13 protein-coding genes are annotated in these 22,629 nt (G+C 70.7%); 6 read left to right on the top strand and 7 right to left on the bottom strand.

Annotated elements, in window-relative coordinates:
• Positions 1–33: 33 nt before the first annotated feature.
• The 4 genes from ACIA6A_RS34790 to ACIA6A_RS34805 are packed head-to-tail and all read right to left on the bottom strand — an operon-like array spanning position 34 to position 7,392.
• Positions 34–1,005, bottom strand: coding sequence for a hypothetical protein (locus ACIA6A_RS34790; RefSeq protein ID WP_396102237.1), 972 nt, complete (start codon positions 1,003–1,005; stop codon positions 34–36).
• A complete protein-coding gene (locus ACIA6A_RS34795) occupies positions 1,002–2,462 on the bottom strand; it encodes an OmpL47-type beta-barrel domain-containing protein (RefSeq protein ID WP_396102238.1) in 1,461 nt (486 codons plus the stop codon). Before ACIA6A_RS34795 ends, ACIA6A_RS34790 begins: the two co-directional genes overlap by 4 nt.
• The gene (locus ACIA6A_RS34800; protein ID WP_396102239.1) at positions 2,459–6,337 is read right to left on the bottom strand and encodes a ThuA domain-containing protein; all 3,879 of its coding nucleotides are present in this window, start codon (positions 6,335–6,337) and stop codon (positions 2,459–2,461) included. Before ACIA6A_RS34800 ends, ACIA6A_RS34795 begins: the two co-directional genes overlap by 4 nt.
• Positions 6,338–6,342: 5 nt before the next feature.
• Entirely contained in the window at positions 6,343–7,392 is a 1,050-nt protein-coding gene (locus tag ACIA6A_RS34805; RefSeq protein WP_396102240.1) for a multicopper oxidase domain-containing protein, read from the bottom strand.
• 298 nt (positions 7,393–7,690) lie between these two features.
• Between ACIA6A_RS34805 and ACIA6A_RS34810 the strand changes: the two genes are divergently transcribed.
• A complete protein-coding gene (locus tag ACIA6A_RS34810; protein ID WP_396102241.1) occupies positions 7,691–8,467 on the top strand; it encodes an NPP1 family protein in 777 nt (258 codons plus the stop codon).
• A 53-nt stretch (positions 8,468–8,520) separates the two neighbouring features.
• Here the strand turns inward: ACIA6A_RS34810 and tkt are convergent, their stop codons facing one another.
• Together tkt and ACIA6A_RS34820 are read right to left on the bottom strand one after the other, a co-directional pair.
• The gene (gene tkt / locus ACIA6A_RS34815) at positions 8,521–10,662 is read right to left on the bottom strand and encodes a transketolase (RefSeq protein ID WP_396102242.1); all 2,142 of its coding nucleotides are present in this window, start codon (positions 10,660–10,662) and stop codon (positions 8,521–8,523) included.
• The gene (locus ACIA6A_RS34820; protein WP_396102243.1) at positions 10,659–11,675 is read right to left on the bottom strand and encodes a fatty acid desaturase family protein; all 1,017 of its coding nucleotides are present in this window, start codon (positions 11,673–11,675) and stop codon (positions 10,659–10,661) included. Before ACIA6A_RS34820 ends, tkt begins: the two co-directional genes overlap by 4 nt.
• 728 nt (positions 11,676–12,403) lie before the next feature.
• On the opposite strand from ACIA6A_RS34820, the gene ACIA6A_RS34825 reads away from it, so the two are divergent.
• From ACIA6A_RS34825 to ACIA6A_RS34845, 5 genes are all read left to right on the top strand, one after another.
• The gene (locus ACIA6A_RS34825) at positions 12,404–14,002 is read left to right on the top strand and encodes an IS1634 family transposase (protein ID WP_396102244.1); all 1,599 of its coding nucleotides are present in this window, start codon (positions 12,404–12,406) and stop codon (positions 14,000–14,002) included.
• 868 nt (positions 14,003–14,870) lie between these two features.
• The gene (locus ACIA6A_RS34830; RefSeq protein WP_396102245.1) at positions 14,871–15,635 is read left to right on the top strand and encodes an SDR family oxidoreductase; all 765 of its coding nucleotides are present in this window, start codon (positions 14,871–14,873) and stop codon (positions 15,633–15,635) included.
• Positions 15,636–15,663: 28 nt separating this feature from the next.
• Positions 15,664–17,976 (top strand): ATP-binding cassette domain-containing protein, encoded by a 2,313-nt coding sequence (locus tag ACIA6A_RS34835; RefSeq protein WP_396102246.1) that lies wholly within the window; start codon positions 15,664–15,666, stop codon positions 17,974–17,976.
• A 10-nt stretch (positions 17,977–17,986) separates the two neighbouring features.
• The gene (locus tag ACIA6A_RS34840) at positions 17,987–18,658 is read left to right on the top strand and encodes a GntR family transcriptional regulator (protein WP_396102247.1); all 672 of its coding nucleotides are present in this window, start codon (positions 17,987–17,989) and stop codon (positions 18,656–18,658) included.
• Positions 18,659–18,668: 10 nt separating this feature from the next.
• On the top strand, positions 18,669–19,673 hold the full coding sequence (locus ACIA6A_RS34845) for a 1-aminocyclopropane-1-carboxylate deaminase (protein WP_396102248.1): 1,005 nt from the start codon (positions 18,669–18,671) through the stop codon (positions 19,671–19,673).
• A 3-nt stretch (positions 19,674–19,676) separates the two neighbouring features.
• Here ACIA6A_RS34845 and ACIA6A_RS34850 read toward each other — a convergent pair whose 3' ends face one another.
• Complete coding sequence (locus ACIA6A_RS34850) at positions 19,677–22,628, bottom strand: protein kinase (protein ID WP_396102249.1); 2,952 nt, start codon at positions 22,626–22,628, stop codon at positions 19,677–19,679.
• Between the last annotated feature and the right edge of the window lies 1 nt (position 22,629).

The raw sequence follows: 22,629 nt of genomic DNA on the forward strand, positions 1-22,629 counted from the left end.
GGCCGACGAGGCCCAGCCCACCACCCGCCGAACTCACAAGCCGGCGTCCCCCGCGGCGACCGCTTCGGAGACCGCCGAGGCGCGGCGGTCCTCGGCCCGGTCCTCGCCGCGTTCCCCGCGCGGGGCCGCGGCCGGAGCGGAAGAGCGGGCCGCGGCCGGGGCGGGATCGCCGACCACGCCGCCGCGGATGCGGTTGGTGGCCGCCACCCGGGCCACCGGCGTGTTGCGCTGCACGGTCAGTTTGCCGTCGATGATGCTGTCGCCGACCGTCACCGTGCCGGTGGTGTTGGTGATGCTGACGTCCGCGCCGAAATAGCCGCCCGAGGCGCAGGTGTCGAGGGCGCCGTCCGGGCCGAGCTGGACGCCGCCGAGGTTGCCGGCGAACGTGGACCGGCCGCGGACCGCGCTGCCGCAGATCACGCTGCCGGTCGAGCTGTTGAGCACCGACAGGGTGCCGTCCACGAACGAGTCGTGCAGGTCGGTGTAATAGGTGCCGGTGGTGGACAGCGAGCCGGTCAGCTCGGTGCCGGCGTCCAGGCGGACCTCACCGGCCTGCGCGTTGACCGAGCCGGTGATGCTCGCGTCCTCGGCGAACAGGAAACTGTCGATGGTGGCCGAGCCCTTCGCCCGTACCGTGACGGACCCGCTCTCCGCGGTCTGCAGGTAGACGCCGTAACCGCCGGAGGCGACGGTGATCTCGCCGCGGACCGTGCTCCGCTTGGCGTCGAGGTAACCGTTGGACGCGATGCTGACCTGGCCGTCGACGCGGCCGCCGGTGACGACGAGGTTGGCGCCGGCGGCCACGCTGACGTTGCCGGTGATGATGGTGCCGGTGAGCGCGCAGGACTCGCCGGCCGGGACGTACAGGTCGTTGGGGACGGTCACCGCTCCGCCCGTACCGATGCAGTAGGTGACCAGGTCGGCGCTGGCGCTGGGCGCGTTGCCCAGCACGGCGGAGGTGACGGCCGCGGTGGTGGCGACGGCGAGGGCGACTGAACGTCTCATGCGTGCTCCTGTCCAGAAGAAGAGTGCCGGGCCGCGGCCCGGACGATCGTCCCGGCCTGCCGGGAGGTGAGGGTGCCGGCCGCAACCAGGCCGTCGGTGACGCCCTGGACGTGCCGGACGAACGCGGCGTGGGTCGGGTAGTCGGCGTGCTCGTCGATCAGGTCGTTGATCGTGCAACCGTTGCCGGTGTCGGTGTTGGCGACGCCGGTGTCGTCGGCGCCGATCACCACCGTGGGCCGGGTGTCGGAGGCGGGACAGTCGTCGGTGCCGTCCGCGGTGACCGTGAAGGCCGAGGACTGGGCGGTGGAGGCGTTCCCGGCGTTGTCGGTCGCCCGGAAGCGGACGGTGTGCGCGCCGGGTGCGGTGACCACGACCGGTGCGGTGTAACGGGTCCAGGCTCCGGCGTCGAGGGCGTACTCCACGGTCGCGACGCCGGAGTCCGCGTCGGTGGCGGTGAGGGTGACGGTCGCCGAGCCCACGCCGCCGGTCACGGCCGCGGTGACCGTGGGCGGGGTGGTGTCCGGGTTCGGCGCGGGTTCCACGGTCACGTGGGCCATCTGCTCGGCCGACGTGTTGCCGGCGTTGTCGGTGGCCCGGAAGTGGACCATGTGCATGCCGGCCGTGGTCAGCACGATCGGCTGGGTGTACGCCGTCCAGGCCCCGCCGTCCACCTGGTACTCGATGCGGGCCACCCCGGAGTCGTCGTCGGTGGCGGTGAGCGTGACGGTCGCCGAACCCACGCCACCGGTCACCGCGGAGGTGACCGTGGGTGGCGTGCTGTCCTCGTCATCGGGCTCGGTGACCGTGAACTGCACCGAGCCGGTCTGCGAGACGTTGCCGGCCCGGTCCGTGGCCCGGAACTGCACCGCGTGCGAGCCGATCGCCGTCACCACGACCGGTGCCGTGTACGGACTCCAGCTCGTGTCGTCCACCTGGTACTCGACGGTGTCGACCCCCGACCCGGCGTCGGTGGCGGTGACCGTGACGGTGGCCGAGCCGACTCCCCCGGCCACCGTGGCCGAGACCGTGGGCGCGGTGGTGTCCGGGGCCGGCTCCCCGCCGGTCACGACCAGCTCGCCGACCATGCCGCTGTGCCCGGGGATGGTGCAGTAGTAGCGGTACGTCCCCGGGCTGAGCGTGACGGTCGCCGTGTGCCGGCCGTTGTTCGTGTCGAACGGGCTGGCCAGGATGTTGACGGTGACGTCGTGGTTGTATCCGGCCGTGGTGGTGTCGAAGGTGAGTGTGTGCGGCATCCCGGTGGTGTTGCCGGTGGCCGCGCTGTTCTCCCAGACGATGGTGGTCTCGCCCGCGACCGCCGTGCCGGGCACGGACTTGTAGCGGGTGATGTCGTCGTCGGCGGTCCAGGTCAGCGTCTGCGCGGCGGACGCCGGGGAGGGCGTCACGGCGAACAGGAGCACCAGCAGGACCACACCGAGCGCGGCGCGAAGTGATCTCATGACAGCTCCCGGGCCCGGACGTTGCGGAACTCGGCCAGGTCGGCGTCGCCGTGGTTCTGCAGCCCGATGTGCCCGCGCAGGAACTGCCGCAGGTCGGTCGGCGGATCGCCGGCCCGCGACGACTGCTTGCCCGGGGTGTTGTCGAACTCGTTGATCACGACGCCGTTGCGGATGATCGTGTAGTGCTGGCCGACGGCCTTGATCTCGTAGTCGTTCCACACGTTCTTCGGGGTGACCCCGGCCGCGGACAGCGGTTGCGGGTCGAAGTTGTAGACCGAGCCGGTCTTCTGGGGCTCACCGGTGTCCCCGTCGTAGATCTGGATCTCGTGGCCGCAGTAGATGGCCACCCAGGCCTGCGACGTGCGGGCCGAGCCGACCGTGCCGCAGCTGTCCGGCGGGCGCTGCTCCAGCGGGGTCCGGGGGTCCGGGAAGCGGATGAACACCCCGGTGTTGGCCCGGCCGGTGCCCGGGGCGATGTCGCGGAACTGCAGCTTCAGGGAGAAGTCCGCGAGCTCCCGGGTGTGCCAGAGCATGCCCAGGCCGCCGGCGGAGCGCAGGGAACCGTCGGGCTGGATGCTGAACGATCCCGAGGGGGCCTGCTCCCAGCCGAGCAGCGAGGCGTCGGTGCCGTCGTACAGCGGCTCGTAGCCCTGATATCCGGCCGTCCCGATCGGGGACGCCGCCGCCGCCCGGGTCAGGGTGCCGATCTGCCGCGGGGTCAGGGCGGAAGAGGAAGCGACCTTGGTGACGTGCCGGACGAAGCTGTCGTGGTCGGGCCAGGTGCTCTCGTCGTCGATGAGGTCGTTGAGCGTGCAGCCCCCACCGGTGGCCGGGTTGGGCACCCCGGTGTCGGTGTCGCCGAGGTGGACGGTCGCCCGGGAGTCCGGGACGGCACAGCCGACGGCCACCGTCGTCGTCACGGTGACCTGCTCGCCGTCGGCGTAGGTCACGGTCAGCTTCGCGGTGTAGGTGCCGGTCCGGGCGTACGTGTGGCGGGGGTTCGCCTCGGTCGAGGTCGCACCGTCACCGAGGTCCCAGCGGTAGCTGACGCCGCCGGAGCGGGAGCCGGTGAACGCGTACGTCAACGGCTTGTTCTGGACCGCGACCGAGGTCGCGGCCGGTGCCGGGGTGGCCGGGCCGCCCTTGTAGCTGACCTTGAGCAGCTTCTGGGCCGGGCTGAGGCTGAAGAAACCGCCGCCGTAGTCGAGCAGGTACAGCGCTCCGTCGGCGCCGAACTTGGCGTCCATCCAGGACTGCAGGCGGGTGTCGCCGGTACCGCCCGGGAGGATGGCGCGCAGCGACTCGGCGAACGGCGGCGGGGACTGCGCCGCGACGCCGGCCGGGTCGACGGTGACGGCCACCCGGTTGGCGGCGTTGGACTGGTCACCGAGGAACCACTTGTCGTCCCAGTACTGCGGCCAGGCCACCCCGCTGGTGGTGTCCGCCCGGTCGCGGTGGTAGGTCGGGCCGGACATGACCGCCTGACCACCACCCTTGAGATAGGGCTGCGTGTACGTGGCGTCGGCCGCGACGTACGTCGGGACGCCACTGCCGTCGGCGCGCGGCGGGAAGACCGGGCCGCCGCCGTCCGGCGCGTACCAGATCATGTTGTCGCGGGCCGGCGGGATGTCGGTCAGGCCGGTGTTGCGCGGGGATTCGTTCTTCAGGTTGCCGCACTGGTACCAGCCGGTCAGCACGGTCGCGTCGGTGCTGCTGCGGTCGCGGTACGGCTGCCGGTTGCCCATGCAGTACGGCCAGCCCTGGTTGCCGGCGGAGGTGAGGATGGTGGCCGTCTCGTACTTGGCCGGGCCGAGCGTCGGGCTCGGTGAGGTGGCGTCCGGGCCGACCCAGCCGGCGGTCAGCCACTGGCGTTCCTCGTCGATCTGCAGCCGGGCGATGTTGCGCACGCCCATCACGTAGATCTCCGGCCGGGTCTTCGCGGTGCCCGGCGGGAAGAGGTTGCCCGGCGGGACGGAGTACGTACCGTCAGCCTCGGGGTGGATCCTGATGATCTTGCCCGCGAGGTCGTTGGTGTTGCCGGACGTGCGCCGCGCGTCCTGGAACGAGATGCCCGCGTACTCGGCGGTCCAGTTGTTGCCGGAGTATCCCGAGGAGCCCTCGGAGGAGTTGTTGTCGCCGGAACCCACGTACAGGTTGCCGTCGTCGTCGAACGCCATGCCACCGCCGGCGTGGCAGCAGCTGTGGATCTGCACCGGGAACCGCAGCAGATCCTTGCGTGTGCCCTGATCGATGGTGCCGCCGGCATACGTGAACCGGCTGATCGTGCGCTGACCGATCCGCTTCTCCCGGTCGATGGAGTTGTGCGGCATCCAGTACACGTAGATCCAGCCGTTCGTGGTGAACGCCGGGTCCGCGACGATGCCGAGCAGGCCCTCCTCGTTCTTGACCAGCTCGGAACCGCTGCCCCGGTTGCCCATCACCTCGAGCGTGGTCAGCAGCTTCACCCGCTTGGTCGCCGGATCGTACGAGTGGATGGTGCCGCAGCCCTTGCCCACGTTCGGATCCGACCACTCGACGATCGGGCCACCCGGGCACGCCGCCTTGCCGACGTAGAAGATCGTGCCGCCCGGTGCCACGGTCAGCCCGTGCGGCTCGCCGATCTGGTCGAGCTGCCCGGTCTGGTTGGCCGCGGTCAGCCGCTCGGTGGTGTAGTTGGCCGCGATGGTGGCCTGGCAGTCCCCGCGGACCAGGCCGGCGGCCCAGCCCAGGGCACCGGACAGGTGCTTGCGGAACGCGTCCTCGGCGTAGCTGCCGGCGGTGTGGCCCATGCCGGTGTAGAAGGACCGCCCGCCGTCGTAGTCCCGGCACCAGGACACCGGGTGGAACGGCCCGTTCGCGCCGAGCCCCGGGTTGTAGTGGCGCTCCTCGACCTGCGCGACGGTGTGCACCGTACCGATCGGGTTCGGGTCCCAGTTGTACCAGCGGTCCGACCGGGTGACGGTCAGCGGCAGGTCCTCGGTCGCCGGGTGCTGCCGGTCGAGCACGTCGACGACGGCCCGGTTGACGCCCGGCGACGGCGGTGTGGTGGTGGCGCCGGTGAACAGCCGCAGGTCGGCGAGCTGGATGAGCGGCTCGCCGCTGTTCGCGGTGATGGTCAGCCGGAAGAACTTCCAGGTGGCGGCCGCGGCCAGGTCGAAGCGCCGGGTCTGCAGCCGTTCCGGGAACGTCTGCGCGGTGCGCCGGTCGAGATCGGTCCAGCTCTGCCCGTCCGCGGACCCCTGCAGGGTCCAGTCTCTCGGGTCGCGCCCGACGAAGTCGTTGGCCGAGGTGAGCGCGTACGCGGTGATGGCCTTCGCGGCGGCCAGCTCGTAGGTGACCCAGCCGGTCGTCGTACGGACCAGCCACTTGGTGCCCGGATCGCCGTCGGTCAGCTTCGTCGCGATCTCGTTCGGCGGGTTCTCGCCGCTCGCGGTGACCCGGGCGACCGGCTCCGAGTTCGGGATCGCACCGACCGGCCGGGTGCCGATCAGGCCGGTGAACCACGCCGAGTCGAGCTGCGCCTTCGCGGCGTCGCCGATGCCGACAAAACCGTTGCCGGCCTTCACATAACTCTGCAGCGCCGCCTCCTGCTCACGGCTGAGCGCGGTGCCGGCCGAGGAGAGGAAGACCACCGCACGGTACGCAGCCAGCGTCGCGGGCGTGAACACCGCCGGGTCACTGGACGTGGTGACCGTGACGCCGGCCGCCGCGCCGAGCTCCTCGACGGTGTCGGCGGCGACCGCGACCGGGTCCTCCTGCTGGGCGGCCGCGCCGTGGAAGACCAGTACTCCTGGACCTTCTGCTTCGTCGGCGAGCGTCGGCGCCGGCGCCGATATCAGGCTCAGCACCAGCGACAGTGTTACCACTGCGGACATTCGTCTCATTCCACATGCCCTTCATGAGAGGTGGTGTGGACGTGGCCCTGGAAGCGGTCGATGGCCTCCTGCGCGCCGGGCGGCATGCTGCCGTCGGCGTTACGGACCAGGAAGATGCCGGCCATGCCGCCGTCGGAGTGGCTCTGCACGTGGCAGTGGTACATCCAGGCGCCGGGGCCCACACCCTCGCCGGCGAGCACCTGGAACCCGAACGAGCTGCCCGGGTTCAGATCCTTGTTGTCGACCGACGCGCTCGGATCGGCCGGACCCTCGAGCATCCCGGTACGGTTGTCCACCCACCGGTGCGCGTGCAGGTGGAACGTGTGCAGCGAGTTGCCGTGGCCGACCGCGACCCACTCGACGCGCTGGCCCAGGTTCGCCTCGAACATCGGGGTGTTCGGCGCCGCCCTGTTGTTGATCGACATGTCGTGGAAGACCGCGACGAACCGCTTCTCCGGCAGGATGTCGCCGCGGCGGCGCACGATCAGCGCGCCGTACAGTCCGCGGGCGACCCCCAGAGAACCGTGGTCGGTGCCCATCGCGTGGTCGTGGTAGTGCCAGTAGCCGGCGCTGCCAGGCATGAAACGACGGCCCGCGACGGCGGTCATCTCGTGCGAACGCCAGACATAGGTGCGGGTCTGCCCGGGCGCGTTGAACGAGTTGTTGAACGGCGCGCCGTCGGAATCGGTGCTGTAGTCCACGCCGTGCGGGTGGATCGACAGCCGCTGGTCGGTGGCGTTGACGAGGGTGATCTCGAGGGTGTCGCCCTCGTACATCTCGAGCGTGGGCCCGGGCACGGTGGCGGTGCCCGGCGCGTAGCCGTACCCGTAGAGCCCGCCGGGCAGCGCCTCGGCGTAGATGGTGACCTTCTTGATCGCGCCGTCGGCCCGGGCGGGCTGCCCGCCGGTCAGCGCGGCGGCGGCTACACCGCTCCGCCGACCGTCGGTCCAGGCTTGGGTAGCGGCAATGGGCACAGCCAGCCCGAGCGCGCCGGTGGCGATCAGGGAGCGCCGGGAGAACCCCGGGCGCGGGTTGTCAACGTTGTCAGCGTCCATGCGTCTCCGTTCACGGTTGCGCAGGGTTATCGCGAACTTTTGTCGGATGACAGCAACTTATGCATCGCATCGACGAAAGTAAAGGTCCTCTGTAGAAAAGTGCTGACAGCATTAGCACTGTTCAAGACCCATTTAGCGGTACGTGGTGGCGACCGTCCGGGCAATGGAAGCGCTCCCGGTGTTGTTACCAGGAGTTCATCGGCCACGATCGTCCGTAACGGGCCCGCAATGTTGTTCACCCTGAGTTACCGAAACTGACTATTGACTGATATCTATTCAGCAAGTCAGGATTCGCCGCATGACAGCGCCTCGCACCCTGGGCCGCACCGGCGTGACAGCAGGGCTCGCCACCCTCCTGCTCGCCCTGGCCGCATCACCCGCGTTCGCCGCCCCGCCGGCCGGCCTGCCGCAGAACGCGGGTGGCTACGAATCCACGTTCTCCCCGGCGTACGACTACGACACCGACGGCTGCTACGCCACCCCGGCCATCGGCCCGGACGGCACCCTCAACGGTGGGCTGAACCCCACCGGCGCGGTCAACGGCAACTGCCGGGACCAGTCCGATCTCGACAACTCCCAGACGTACGCCCGCTCGAAGTGCAACAACGGCTGGTGCGCCGTGGTGTACGCCAGCTACTTCGAGAAGGACCAGGCAGTCGCGGGCAGCAGCCTCGGCGGTCACCGGCACGACTGGGAACACGTCATCTCGTGGGTCAACCAGAGCAGCAACCAGGTCGACTACGTGACCACGACCCAGCACAGCAGCCAGGTGACGTACCCCCGGTCGCAGGTCCGCTTCGACGGCACCCACCCCAAGACCGTGTACCACAAGGACGGCCTGTCCACGCACTTCTTCCGGCTGGCCGGCACCGGCGACGAACCCCCGGAGAACCACTACCACAACTGGCGCTACCCGCCCCTGGTCGACTGGAACGGATACCCCAGCACCGCCCTGCGGGACACCCTGATGGCCGCGAACTTCGGCTCCGCCTCGCTGAAGATCAAGGATGGCGCGTTCGAGTACCTGCTCAACGCGAGCAAGCCCGCGGCGATCCCCTTCGACCCGTACGCGTAGGCCCTCGTGGACCGGGACGGCGTCCCCCTCGGCCGCCGTCCCGGTCCGCTGTTCTAACGGCCCGTGCCGCCGGTCGCCGGGGTCGCGGTCTGCTGGGTGCCGCCGGGACGGGACTGCCCCGCGGCGTCGTGCACGCTGAGCCGGGCCGCGTCCGCCACGTGCCCGGCCGTGATGCCGAACTCCTCATACAGCCGCTCGTAGTCGGCCGAGGCACCGAAATGCTCGAGGCTGACGATCTGACCGGCGTCGCCGACGATCTCCCGCCAGCCCTGACCGATCCCGGCCTCCACACTGACCCGGGCGCGGACCGACGGCGGCAGCACCTCGTCCCGGTAGGACAGCGGCTGCGTCGTGAACCACTCCCGGCACGGCATGGAGACCACCCGTACCGCCAGGCCCTCCGCGACCAGAGACGTCCGGGCATCCAGCGCGATCTGCACCTCGGAGCCGGTCGCGACCAGGATGACGTCCGGCACCTCGGCACCACCGGCCAGCACGTAACCACCGCGGGCCGCGCCGTCCGCCGCCGCGTACCCGTCCGGGCCCCGGTCCAGCACCGGCAGGTTCTGCCGGGTCAGGATCATCCCGGCCGGCCGGTCGGTGTGCTCCAGCACGGTTCGCCAGCACACCGACGTCTCGTTCGCGTCCCCCGGCCGCACGACGTCGAGCCCGGGGATGGCCCGCAGCGCGGCGAGGTGCTCGACCGGCTGGTGCGTCGGCCCGTCCTCGCCCAGCCCGATCGAGTCGTGGGTCCAGACGTACGTGGCCGGCAGGCGCATCAGGGCGGCCAGCCGCACGGCCGGCCGCATGTAGTCACTGAACACCAGGAACGTGCCACCGTACGGGCGGGTCAGGCTCTGCAGCGTCATGCCGTTCAGGATCGAGCCCATGGCGTGCTCCCGGATCCCGAAGTGCAGGGTCCGGCCGTACGGTCCGCCGCTCCAGTTCGCGGTCTGTTTTCCCACCGGGATGAACGACGGCTCGCCCGCCATGGTCGTGTTGTTGCTCTCCGCGAGATCGGCCGAGCCGCCCCACAACTCCGGCAGCACCGGCGCGAGCGCGCTCAGCACCTCCCCGGACGCCTTGCGGGTGGCCATCCCGTTCGGATCGGGGGCGAACACCGGCAGCGCGTCGGTCCAGCCGACCGGCAACTCGCGCTTCATCAGCCGGTCCAGCAGGCCGGCCCGCTGCGGGTTCGCGGCACGCCAGGCCTCGAAACCCGGCAACCACTGACGGTGTACGCGGGCACCACGGTCGCCGGCGGCCCGGGTGTGCGCGAGCACCTCCCCGGACACCGCGAACGTCTCCGCGGGATCGAACCCGAGCAGCACCTTGGTGGCGGCGATCTCCTCGTCGCCCAGCGCCGAACCGTGCGCCTTGCCGGTGTTCCGCTTCGTCGGCGCGGGCCAGCCGATGACCGTCCGCAGCACGATGATCGACGGACGCCCGGTCTCCTCCCGGGCGGCCTCGGTGGCGTCCCGCAACGCGTCGACATCCTCGACGTACTCGCCGGTCCGGGTCCAGTCGACGGTCTGCACGTGCCAGCCGTACGCGGCGTACCGGGCGGCGACATCCTCGCTGAACGAGATGTCGGTGTCGTCCTCGATGCTGATGTGGTTCGCGTCGTAGAACACCACGAGGTTGCCGAGCTCCTGGTGCCCGGCCAGCGAACTCGCCTCCGCGGTGACACCCTCCATCAGGTCGCCGTCGGACGCCACCACGTACACATGGTGGTCGAACGGGCTCTGCCCCGGCGCGGCGTCCGGGTCCAGCAGCCCCCGCTCCCGGCGGGCGGCCATCGCCATCCCGACCGCGCTGGCCAGCCCCTGCCCGAGCGGCCCGGTGGTGATCTCCACGCCGCGGGTGTGCCGGTACTCCGGATGCCCGGGCGTCGCGGAACCCCACGTCCGCAACGCTTTCAGGTCGTCGAGCTCCAGGCCGTACCCGGCGAGGTAAAGCTGCACGTACAGGGTGAGGCTGGCATGCCCGCAGGACAGCACGAACCGGTCCCGGCCGAGCCACTGGTCGTCGTTCGGGTCGTGCCGCATCACGTCCTGGAACAGCAGGTACGCCAGCGGTGCCAGGCTCATCGCGGTGCCGGGATGGCCGTTGCCGACTTTCTGCACGGCATCGGCGGCCAGCAGCCGGGCGGTATCGACCGCCCGGCGGTCGAGGTCGGTCCAGGTGTTGGTCATCGAGTGGTGCTCCCAGCGGGTTGAAGGTTGCCGACGGTGTCGAGGTGGCGCAGCACCATCGCGTACGAGGGAATCAGTCCGGTCTCCAGATAGGACACGCCCCGCCCGGCGCAGAAGGCCCGCACAAGGGGCTGCGCGTGGCGCAGGTTGACCCGGGGCATCGACGGGAACAGGTGATGCTCGATCTGGTAGTTGAGGCCGCCGAGGGTGAGATCGGTGAGCCAGTGCCCGCGAATGTTGCGCGAGGTGAGCACCTGCCGGCGCAGATAGTTCGCGTCGTCGGCGGCGCTGAGCGGGGGCATGCCCTTGTGGTTCGGCGCGAACGAGCACCCCAGGTAGACCCCGAACAACCCCTGGTGGACCACGACGAACAGCACCGCCTTGCCGGGTGACAGAACCAGGAAGACCGCCGTCAGGTACGCGACCACGTGCGCGAGGATCAGCAGACCCTCCCGGACCCGCGGCCGGGTCCGGTCCCCGAGCAGATACCGCACACTGGACACCCGCAGGTTGAGTGCTTCCAGCGTCAGCAACGGGAAGAACGCCCACGCCTGGTAGCGGTAGAACATCCGGGCGGGTCCACGCGCCGCCCGGGCCTGCCCGCTGGTGAACACGAGCGCACCGGCTTCGACGTCCGGGTCCTTGTCCTCGTCGTTCGGGTGGGCGTGGTGGCGGCTGTGCTTGTCCACCCACCAGCCGTAGCTGAACCCGACGCCGAGGTTCGTGAACACGAGCCCGGCCAGCCGGTTCGCCCGCGCGGTCCGGAAGATCTGCCGGTGCCCGGCGTCATGGCTGAGGAAACCGACCTGGGTGGAGAGCACCGCGAAGGCGACCGCCACCAGGAGCTGCCACCACGAGTCGCCGGCCAGCAGGAAGACGACCGCACCACCCGCGCAGAGGGCAAGGACGACCGAGATCTGCAGCGCGTAGTAGCCCGGACGCGCGTCCAGCAGGCCGGACGCCTTGATCTGCCGGGACAGTTCGGCGTACTCACTGCCTCGCAAAGTCTGCACGATCTGCTCCAACCGAACACCGACGGATACAAGAACCGCCGCCGGGGTCTCGGGCGAACAGGACCCGGTGATACCCGTCAAACTCCTTTGCAAACAGGACGTGCGCACTGTTCAGATGTCGGCTTGCCTCTCCTATCGGAACCGGAACCGGAACCGATCCGGGTGCGGGCCGCCGCCACTGGCTGGATCATCCTGGGCATCGCCTCCGCCCTGACCGGAGCCCTGATCCCCCCAGTCGTCCGCCGAGCCATCGCAAACCCGCCAAGCCCACCCACATCCGAGCCAGCCCCACCCCCACCCCACCCGGTCGCGCTCAAGCAGTCCCACCCGAACTGGCCCCGCCCAGCCCGGTCACGCGCCAGCCGATCGCACACCGGCCAGCTTGCTTCGAAACCCAGCGTCTCACCGGACGACCGCGGGGTGCTGGCGGAAATCGGACTTCATCCTTGCTCGATCCCGGAGGCGGGTAGACCGTCCCTTCACGCCACGTGAATTGCGCGGCGGTCGAGGAAAGGCCGCCGCGCGGGGACCGGGTCGCCGGCAATCCGTCGGACCGTGCCTGCGGAGCTTGAGGTCCGGCACATCATGGCCCTTTGCGCTAGACCCGGACTTCGCACATGCTTTGGAGTGAATGCCCGTCACTCTGATCAAGATCGATGTGTTGGTCGAGTATGGGTGTGCCTCGTCGTAGTGCTGTGCGTCCTCGGGCCGAGTTGGTCGAGGGTGTTGTGCTGGAGAAACGTCTCGGATCGCTGCCGGTGATCGCGGATTTCTGCCGACGGATCGATATCGCCGGGATCATCGACAGGTTGTGCCCGATCCGCGACGTCGCCCTGGCCACGCATGGCCAGGTCATCGAGATCCTGATCGCGAACCGGTTGACGCAGCCGTCCGCGATGACCGGGATCTGCGACTGGGCGCGGGCGTGGGCGGTCGGTGAGGTCTATGGGATCGCCGCCTCGTCGTTGGGCGACGACCGGCTCGGCAGGGCCCTGGACGCGGTAGCCGACAACGTCGACACCATCGTCGGGACGGTCGGCGCTTCGGCGATCGAGGTGTTCGGCATCAACGTGACCCGGCTGCACTGGGACATGACCTCGATCTCGCTGTTCGGCGCCTACTCGCAGAACGATCCGGACTATCCGCAGCCCGGGTGGGGGCATCCGAAAGACCGGCGCCCGGACTTGAAACAGATCCAGGCCGGGATCGCGGTGTCCGCTGACGGGGCGGTCCCGGTGTTCCATCAGGTCTACGACGGCGGCGCGGGCGAGATCGCGCAGGTCGTCGACGCCATGCACGCCCTGCAAGATCTGGCCGACACGCCCGGATTCTTGATGGTCGGGGACTCGAAACTGATCTCGTATGGCAACCTCAGCGCGATGACCGATACCGCAGTCTGGTTCCTCGCCCCCCTCGCAGCATCCCGGGTCCCGGCCGGCCTGTTCGCCGGTATCGACCCCGCCGCGACCGTGGCGGTGGATTACATCGCCCAGCGAGACGCCGCAAAATCCGCCGAACAACGTTGCGTCTACCGGGTCACCGAAGACGTCATGCACCTTCCCGGGCCCCGCAAAACCGACCGGGTGCACGCGGTCCGCCGGATCCTGGTCCACTCCAGCGCCAACCAGAACGCCGCCCACACCGCCCGGCAGCTGAAACTCGGCAAAGCCCGCACCGACCTGGACACCCTCGCACGGACTGCCGGCACCCGGTATCACCCCGACACCGCCGCCGTGACCGCGAAAGCCGACCAGATCAGCAAAAAACGGCGTGTCGGCGCCTACCTGCGCACCACCATCACCACGGACCCGGACACCGGCAAGCCCGTCTTCGCCTGGCACTTCGACCAGGACGCGATCGACGCCGAAACCGCTACCGACGGCTGGTACGCCCTACTGACCAACCTCGATCCCGCCGACGCCGACCCCGCCGAAGTCCTACGCCGCTACAAAGGCCAAACCGCCGTCGAACAACGCTACGCAACGGTCAAAGGACCCCTCGCCGTCGCACCAATATTCCTGCAAACCAACCGCCGGATCACCGCCCTGATCACCGTGATCTGCCTGGCCCTACTCATCTTCAGCCTCATCGAACGCGAAGTCCGCCAGCGCCTCGCCGAACAACACCGCCACGACATGACCGGGTTCTACGCCTTCGACAACCGAGCCGTCAGACCCACCGCCCGACTCATCCTGCACGCCCTGAACGACCTACGACTCATCCCCGCCCACGACCACCAACCACCCAAAATCCCCACCCCAGGCTGGCTACAAGCCCAACTCCTCGCCCTACTCAACGTCGACCCCACCCGACCCCGCTGGCTCTAACCACAGTCCACACCCATGTGCGAAGTCCGGGGCTAGACCGCCCTCCTGCGGATTGCTCCGCCGCAGGTCAGGGTTTCGCAAGGGCAGAGCCGAACTCCGCACTGGACGGACATTGCGCCGGGATTTAGCAACTTCTGGTCGCCTGGACAGGCCGCGGCGCAATATCGAGCCCGGGAACATTACCTACACCCCCGGCGTTCGCGACGTTCCGTGATGTGACCTGAGCAGATAGTCGACAAAGGAATGGGCGCCGGCAGAAGTAAGAGCACCGGCCCACCGCGGTCGGATTCCGTCATGCTCGCTCCGAATTCCATGACGGACCGCCGGGACCCCGGGAAAGCTGGGTCGCCGGAACACTGGAACGACAGGAAGCTGGGCCACCGGGAGCTGAGCAGGAGAGCAGTCGGGGCAGCGCAGGCTGGACCGGCAACAAGTTGCGCCGCGGGAGAGTCGAACCGACGGGAACCTGGGCGGGGAGCTTGGGCCGGCAGGGACCTGGGCCGGGCGGCGAGGCTGGGCAGGCAGGAGGCTGGGCCGACAGGGAACGTGGCCGACAGGGAACGTGGCCGGCAAGACGGTGGGCAGAGGGTCGGGCTGGTAGGGACTCAGGGTGGGCGCGGACTCAGGCTGAGCACGGACCCAGGCTGAGCACGGACCCAGGCTGAGCACGGACCCAGGCTGAGCACGGACCCAGGCTGAGCACGGACCCAGGGTGGTGGGGAAGTCTCGGCGGGGAGCTGGGCGGGGTGAGTGGGCGACCCGGTGGGTGGCCGGGCCGGCTTGGGTGCGGGGCCGATCGACGTTGGTGCGGAGCGGTGGCGGGGTGGTGGGCGGCCCGGGAACGTGGGGTCCACTGTAGATTTTCAGGATGGCGGAGAGACCGGTTGCCGTGGTGACGGGTGCGGGGCGGGGCATCGGGGCCGCGACCGCATTGCTGCTCGGGCAGCGGGGGTATCACGTGGTTGTCAATTATCTTCAGGATGTGGACACCGCAGCCGCTGTGGTTGCCCGCATCGAGCGTGCGGGTGGGTCCGCGGTCGCCGCCCGGGCTGATGTTCGGGAGCCGGGGCAGATCGGGGAGCTGGTCGGCGGGCTGGACCGCGTTGATGCTCTTGTCTGCAACGCCAATGTCCGGCAGCCGGTTCGGGCCTCGTTGGAGCAGACCAGCTGGGACGAGCTTGCCGGTAAGGTTGCCGACGAGCTCGGTGGGGCTTTCCACATCACCCGCGCGGTCCTGCCGATCATGCGGGCGGCGGGCCGGGGGCGGATTGTGTACGTGTCCAGCATGTCGGCCGGGTGGACCGGTAAGCAGCAGCTTGCCCACGCTGTCTCCAAGGCTGCGTTGAACTCTTTCGCTGAGCAGGTGGCGGCCGATGTCGGGGCGTACGGGATCAGTGTCAACACCGTTGCTCCGGGGGCGGTGCGGACCGAGGCCGGTGCGGCGTTCATGCCGGCGGCGATGGGTGAGCATCTGGCCGGGCATTCGGTGCTGGGGCGGATGGTCGAGCCGGAGGATGTGGCTGCCGTGATCGGGTTGCTGCTCGATGAGCGCACCGCCGCGCTCACCGGGGCGCTCATCCCGGTCGATGGTGGGTTCCAGGTCATGGTGGGCGGGCCCCCGCGCCTGCCATAACCGGGCCGGTTGCGGGTATGCAGGGCGGATGGACAACTTCGTGCGCGTGCGTGGCGCGGGTGAGCACAACCTGCGGGACGTCGACGTGGACCTGCCCCGGGACGCGATGGTCGCGTTCACCGGGGTTTCCGGGTCGGGGAAGTCGTCGCTCGCGTTCGGCACACTGTATGCCGAGGCGCAGCGACGGTACTTCGAGTCGGTGGCGCCGTATGCCCGGCGGTTGCTGCAGCAGGTCGGCGCTCCGCGCGTACGGGAGATCTCCGGCCTGCCGCCCGCGGTGGCGCTGCAGCAACGCCGGGGCGCGCCCAGCTCGCGCTCGACCGTCGGGACCCTGACCACGCTGTCGAACCTGATGCGGATGTTGTATTCGCGGGCCGGGACGTATCCGCCGGGGGCGCAGCGGCTGGAGGCCGAGGCGTTCTCACCCAACACACCGGCCGGGGCCTGCCCGCACTGTCACGGCCTGGGGGTGGTGCACGACGTCGCCGAGGACCTGCTCGTGCCGGATCCGTCGCTGAGTATCCGGGACGGGGCGATCGCGGCGTGGCCGGGAGCGTGGCAGGGCGCGAACCTGCGCAGCATCGTGACCGGCCTGGGTATCGACATCGACAAACCGTGGCACAAGCTGTCGCGCAAGAAGCGGGACTGGCTGCTGTACACCGATGAGCAGCCGTCGGTGCTGATCAAGCCGGAGCGGGACCGGATCGACTACGGGTACATGGGCATGTTCTGGAGCGCCCGCAAGCATGTCATGCACACGCTCGCCGACTCGAAGAGCGAGCGGATGCGGGACCGGGCGCTGCGGTTCGTGCGCAGCGTGCCGTGTCCCGATTGCCGGGGCAGTGGCCTGCGCCCGGAGGCGCTCGCGGTCACGTTCAACGGGCGGTCGCTGGCCGAGGTCAACAGCATGTCGTTCACCGAGCTGGTCACGCTGCTGCAACCGGTTGCCGGTGCTTCCGAGGCAGCGGTACGCCTGTGCGCCGACCTGGTCGCGCGGATCGAGGTGCTGCTCGAGCTCGGTCTGGGGTATCTGAGCACGGGCCGGAGCTCGACGACGTTGTCGCCCGGTGAGGCGCAGCGGCTGCGGATCGCGACGCAGCTGCGCTCGGGGCTGTTCGGTGTCGTCTACGTGCTCGACGAACCGTCCGCGGGGCTGCACCCGGCCGACGCGGAACCGCTGCTGGAGGTGCTGGACCGGCTCAAGGCGGCGGGCAACTCGCTGTTCGTGGTGGAGCATGACATGGACGTGGTACGCCGTGCGGACTGGATCGTCGACATCGGCCCCGGCGCGGGTGAGGCCGGTGGCCGGGTGGTGTACAGCGGTCCGGTCGCGGGCCTCGAGCAGGTGGCGGAGTCGGCGACGGGGCACCACCTGTTCGGGCGGGCGGCGCGGTTCGAGCATGCCACCCGGGCCCCGCAGGGGTGGCTGCATCTGGGCGGCGTCTCCCGGCACAATCTGCGGGACGTCTCCGTGGACCTCCCGCGCGGTGTGCTGACCGCGGTGACCGGGGTGTCCGGCTCCGGGAAGTCGACGCTGCTCACGGAGATCGCCGCGCTGTCGGGGGAGTTCGACCGGCTGGTGGTCGTCGACCAGCAACCTATCGGGCGGACGCCACGGTCGAACCTTGCCACGTACACCGGGATGTTCGACGCGGTGCGCAAGGTGTACGCGGCGGAGTCCGGGTACAGCGCCGGACGGTTCTCGTTCAACGTCGCCGAGGGCCGGTGCGAGACCTGTCAGGGCGAGGGGTTCGTCGCGGTCGAGCTGTTGTTCCTGCCCGGGATGTACGCGCCGTGCCCGGCCTGCCACGGCTCGCGCTACAACCCCGAGACGCTGGATGTGAGGTACCGGGGGCGGAGCATCGCGGACGTCCTGGCGATGAGCGTCGACGAGGCCGCCGGGTTCCTCACCGATGTCCCGGCCGCGGCGCGCGGCCTGGCGACGCTGCGTGAGGTGGGGCTGGGGTACCTGCGGCTGGGTCAGCCGGCGACGGAGCTCAGCGGTGGTGAGGCCCAGCGCATCAAGCTGGCCACCGAGTTGCAGCGGATCCGGCGCGGGCATGCCCTGTACCTGCTGGACGAGCCGACCGCGGGGCTGCATCCGGCGGACATCGCACTGTTGCTACGACAGTTGCACCGGCTGGTCGACGCGGGCAACACGGTGGTGCTGGTCGAGCACGACCTGGACACGATCGCCACCGCGGACTGGGTGATCGACCTCGGGCCGGGTGGCGGGGACGCGGGTGGCACGGTCGTCGCGGCCGGTACGCCCGCCGAGGTGGCGCAGGTCAAGGGCAGTGCGACGGCTCGATTCCTTGCGCCGAGGCTGGTTGACATCTAACATTTCAGTTGTGGAAAGCATCGGACGGCACCTGCTGCGCGACGCGGCGTACGGCCGGCTGCGTGACGCGATCATCGACGGCACGCTCGCGCCCGGTGCCGCGTTGCGCGCCGACGACCTGGCCGAACGCCTCGGGTTGTCCAGGGCGCCGATCCGCGACGCGATCGCGCGGCTGACCGGCGAGGGCCTGGTCGAGACGAAGCCGCAGAGCTACACCCGGGTCACGCCGGTGGTCACGAAGGACGTCGAGGACGCCGCCGCCGTGCTCGGGGCCATGCACGCACTCGCCGTCGCCGCGGTGGCGGGCGGGCCCACCTCAGCGGGCGCCGCAGCCGGTGGCGGGCTCTCCGCCGCGCTCATCGCTCGGATGCGCGAGGCGAACGTCCGCTTCGCCGCCGCCGTGGCCGCCGGGGACGTCGACGCCGCGCTGACCGCCGACGACGACCTGCACGCGGTGCCGCTGGCCGCCTACGGCAACGCCGCCGCGACCGGCACGGTCGAGCGGTACACCCCGCTGGTGCGCCGGGCCGAACGACTGCTCTTCACGTCACCGCAGGCCGCGCGCTCGGTGCGGCTGCACGACGACCTGATCACCGCCCTGGCCGCGCGCGACGAGGCCCGCGCCACCGAGATCAACTCGGCCATCTGGGGGCACCTGCATCACAGCGTCGACCTCGAGTAGGAGCTCCACCATGCCGCTTGCCGACTTTCCCCGCCACCCGCTGCTGTTCGGCCGCTCCCCCGTGCACCGCCTCGACCGGCTCACCGCCCACCTCGGCGGCGCGGCGGTCTGGGCCAAGCGCGAGGACGTCAACTCCGGCATCGCGTACGGCGGGAACAAGACCCGCAAGCTGGAGTATCTGGTCGCCGACGCGCTCGCGACCGGCGCCGACACGCTCGTCTCCATCGGTGGCGTGCAGTCCAACCACACCCGGCAGGTCGCCGCGGTCGCCGCGCACGTGGGGCTCAAGGCCGTACTGATCCAGGAGAGCTGGGTGGACTGGACCGACCCCGGATACGACAAGGTAGGCAACATCCAGCTCAGCCGGCTCGCCGGAGCCGACGTGCGGCTGGTGCGGGCCGGGTTCGGGATCGGGTTCAAGCAGAGCTGGGACCAGGCGGTCGCGGACGTGGTGGCGGGCGGCGGGACGCCGTACCCGATCCCGGCCGGCGCCTCGGACCACCGCCTGGGCGGTCTCGGTTTTGCCACCTGGGCGCAGGAGGTCATCGACCAGGAGCGCGAGCTGGGGGTCTTCTTCGACACCATCGTGGTCTGCTCGGTCACCGGCAGCACCCAGGCCGGCATGATCGCCGGGTTCGCCGCGGCCGGTGGGCGCCCGCGCCGGGTGATCGGCATCGACGGTTCCGCCAAGCCCGCGGAGACCCACGCGCAGGTGGCCCGGATCGCCCGGAACACGGCCGCGCTGATCGGCGCCCGCGAGCTGACCGACGACGAGATCATCCTGGACGAGCGGTACCACGCCGGGATCTATGGCGTCCCGGACGAGTCCACCCTCGACGCGATGCGCCTGGCGGCCCGCACCGAGGGCATGATCACCGACCCGGTGTACGAGGGCAAGTCGATGGCCGGCCTCATCGACCTGGTCGCGCGGGCCGAGATCCCCCGCGACGCCACCGTGCTGTATGCGCATCTGGGTGGGCAGCCGGCCCTGAACGCGTACTCGACGCTGTTCTGAGCGTCAGCCGAGGGTGACCGTGGTGAACCAGCCCGCGGTCACCTGCCGGCCGCGCACCCCCGGCACCTCGGCCGGGGTGGCGCGGTCCTCGGTGTCGCCGACGCCGAGCTGGCCGTCGCCGTTGAAACCCCAGCAGAACACCGATCCATCGGTACGGGTGCCACAGCTGTGCGCCGACCCGGAGGTCACCGACGTCCAGCCGGTCCCGGTGCCGACCCGCTGCGGCAGCGCCCGGCTGTCCCGGTCGCCCAGGCCCAGCTGGCCGTGACCGTTCTCGCCCCAGCACCACAGCGTGCCGGCGGTCCGGATCCCGCACGCGTACTGGGAGCCGAGCGCGACGGAGCGCCAGTTGGCGTCCGCGCCGACCTGTTCGGGGCGGTCCGGCCCGCCCTCGCCCCAGCACCAGAGCGTCGCGTCGGTGCGGACCCCGCACGAGCGGTCGCCCTTGACCGAGACGCTCGCCCAGCCGCCCGCGCCGGCCACCTGTTGCGGGGTCGACGTGCCGGTGGTGGTGCCGGTGCCGAGCTGGCCCGCGTCGTTGATCCCCCAGCACCACAGCGTGGCGTCGGTGCGGACCGCGCAGGTGTGACCGGTCGCGGTGCTGACCTGTGTCCAGGTGGTGCCGGCCCCCACCCGGGCGGGTTCGGCCCGGTCGCGGGTGTCCCCCAGGCCCAGCACCCCGGAGTCGTTGTCACCCCAGCACCACAGACTTCCCCGGGTACGCAGCCCGCACGCGTTGTAGCGCCCGAGCGTGACCGTGGCCCAGTCGGAGGCCGAGCCGACCCGGGTCAGGGTGGCACGCGGCTCCACGTCGCCGAGGCCGAGCTGGCCCTGCCCGTTGGCGAAGCCGCACCACAGGGTCGCGTCGTCACGGACCGCGCAGACGCTCATCCGGCCCACGCCCACCCCGGTCCAGGACGTGCCCGGGTCCAGTGCCGCGGGCGTGAGCAGGACCGCCCCGAGCTGCTGGTCGATGTTGTAACCCCAGCACCACAGCGTGCCGTCGGTGCGGACCCCGCAGGTGCTGACGTCGCCGGTGGAGACCCCGGCCCAGCCCGGCGGCCCGCTGACCGGCGTCGGGGTGGAGCGGCTGGCCCGGTCGCCGCTGCCGAGGTCACCACGGGTGTTCTCACCCCAGCACAGCAGCGTGGTGTCCGCGCGGACGCCGCACGCGAGGTCGGTGCCGGTGGACAGCGCCCGCCAGCCGTCCTGGTCGCCGGCCCGGGTGGGTTCGAGCCGGTCCGTGGTGTCGCCGGTGCCGAGCCGGCCGGACCGGTTGAAGCCCCAGCACCACAGCGATCCGGTGTCCTGCAGGCCGCACGAGTACCGGTCACCGGCTCGCACGTCGGTCCATGACGTGGCGTCGCCGACCCGGGCCGGGCTCAGCACGTCGGGCACCACGCCCTGCCCGGTCTGGCCCTTGTCGCTGAGACCCCAGCACCACAGGCTGCCGGAGGTGCGTACGCCGCAGGTGCTGGTGGTCCGGATCGAGACCGAGCGCCACTGCTCCGTGCCCACCCGTACCGGGCCGGGGCGGGTCTGCTGGTCACCCTGGCCGAGCTGACCGGCCTCGTTGCGGCCCCAGCACCAGAGGCTCTGATCGGTACGGATCCCGCACGTCGACCCTGCGCCGGTGGACACGGACGCCCAGTCGGTGTCGCCGCCGACCCGTACCGGAAGGTCGAGGTCCCCGGCGAGGGACACGCCCCAGCACCACAGCGAGCCGTCCGACCGGATGCCGCAGGTGGTGTTGCGGCCCGCGGCCACGCTCGCCCAGGACGCGTCGCCGATCCGGCGCGGCGCGTACATCTCGTCGCCCCGCTGGTCCATGCCGAGCTCGCCGCGGGAGCTCGTGCCCCAGCACCACAGGCCGCGGTCGGCACGGACGGCACAGACGTGCGCGCTGCCGGTGGCCACCGTCGCCGGGTCCCAGTCCGTCGCGGTGCCGACCTGGTGCGGGGTGATGTACGGCCGCCCGTCGTACCCCCAGCCGGTCAGCGCGCTCCCCGCGGCTCCGGCGCCCCGGTCGAAGAAGACCGCCGCGAGGCCCCCCGCGATCAGCAGGAGCACCGCCACGGCGGCGAGCAACGGGACCAACCGGCGCGGCCGGGTCTGCCGCGCGGCCGGCGGGACCGGTGTCTCGCCGTTCACCATGGCGAGCAGCTCGGCGGCGGTGGGCCGGTCGGCCGGGTTCTTGGCCAGCGACCGGGCCACGACGTCGCGCAGCGGGAGCGGCAGGTCGTCGATCCGCGGCGGCTGGGTGAGGATCCGCGCGGCGGTGGCCCCCGGCGAGTCCGCGGCGAACGGGGTGCGGCCGAGCCCGGCGAACGCGACGACGGCACCCCACGCGAAGACGTCCGCCGCCGTGCTGATCTCGCCGACCGAGTCGTCGAAGCGTTCCGGCGCCATGTAGTCGACGGTGCCGACCAACTGATCGGTACGGGTGTGCCGGCTGGTGGGCTCCATCGCCCGGGCGATACCGAAGTCGATGACCTTGATGCCGCCGTCGGGCAGCAGCACGTTCTCCGGCTTGAGATCCCGGTGGATCACCCCGGCGCCGTGGATCGCGACCAGCGCCGTCGCGACCCCGGCGGCCAGCCCGTGCAGCGCGGGGCCGTCCATCGGGCCCTCGAAGAACACCACGTCGGCGACGCTGGGCCCGTCGACGTACTCGGTGACCAGGTAGGGGTTCTCGTGGTCGGGGTCGGCGTCGAGGACCTCGGCGGTGCACGACGAGGGCACCTCACGGGCCCGGTTGACCTCGGAGCGGAACCGCCCCCGGAATTCCGGGTCGGCGCTTATGTCGACGCGCAGCATCTTGACGGCCACGTAGCGTCCGTCGCGCTCGGCCAGATAGACAGTGCCCATCCCGCCCTGGCCCAGCAGTCCCACCAGCGTGTACGGGCCCAGCGACAGGGGATCCGAAGGCCGGAGCGGGTCCATCCGCGACGTCATC

Origin of the sequence: Actinoplanes sp. NPDC051494, assembly GCF_044454705.1 — a bacterium.
GTDB lineage: Bacteria > Actinomycetota > Actinomycetes > Mycobacteriales > Micromonosporaceae > Actinoplanes.

Excerpts from the sequence above, each read along its gene's own strand:
- ACIA6A_RS34790 (WP_396102237.1), bottom strand. The coding sequence starts at position 1,005 with ATGAGACGTTCAGTCGCCCTCGCCGTCGCCACCACCGCGGCCGTCACC.
- ACIA6A_RS34795 (WP_396102238.1), bottom strand. The coding sequence starts at position 2,462 with ATGAGATCACTTCGCGCCGCGCTCGGTGTGGTCCTGCTGGTGCTCCTG.
- ACIA6A_RS34800 (WP_396102239.1), bottom strand. The coding sequence starts at position 6,337 with ATGTCCGCAGTGGTAACACTGTCGCTGGTGCTGAGCCTGATATCGGCG.
- ACIA6A_RS34805 (WP_396102240.1), bottom strand. The coding sequence starts at position 7,392 with ATGGACGCTGACAACGTTGACAACCCGCGCCCGGGGTTCTCCCGGCGC.
- ACIA6A_RS34810 (WP_396102241.1), top strand. The coding sequence starts at position 7,691 with ATGACAGCGCCTCGCACCCTGGGCCGCACCGGCGTGACAGCAGGGCTC.
- tkt (WP_396102242.1), bottom strand. The coding sequence starts at position 10,662 with ATGACCAACACCTGGACCGACCTCGACCGCCGGGCGGTCGATACCGCC.
- ACIA6A_RS34830 (WP_396102245.1), top strand. The coding sequence starts at position 14,871 with ATGGCGGAGAGACCGGTTGCCGTGGTGACGGGTGCGGGGCGGGGCATC.
- ACIA6A_RS34835 (WP_396102246.1), top strand. The coding sequence starts at position 15,664 with ATGGACAACTTCGTGCGCGTGCGTGGCGCGGGTGAGCACAACCTGCGG.
- ACIA6A_RS34845 (WP_396102248.1), top strand. The coding sequence starts at position 18,669 with ATGCCGCTTGCCGACTTTCCCCGCCACCCGCTGCTGTTCGGCCGCTCC.
- ACIA6A_RS34850 (WP_396102249.1), bottom strand. The coding sequence starts at position 22,628 with ATGACGTCGCGGATGGACCCGCTCCGGCCTTCGGATCCCCTGTCGCTG.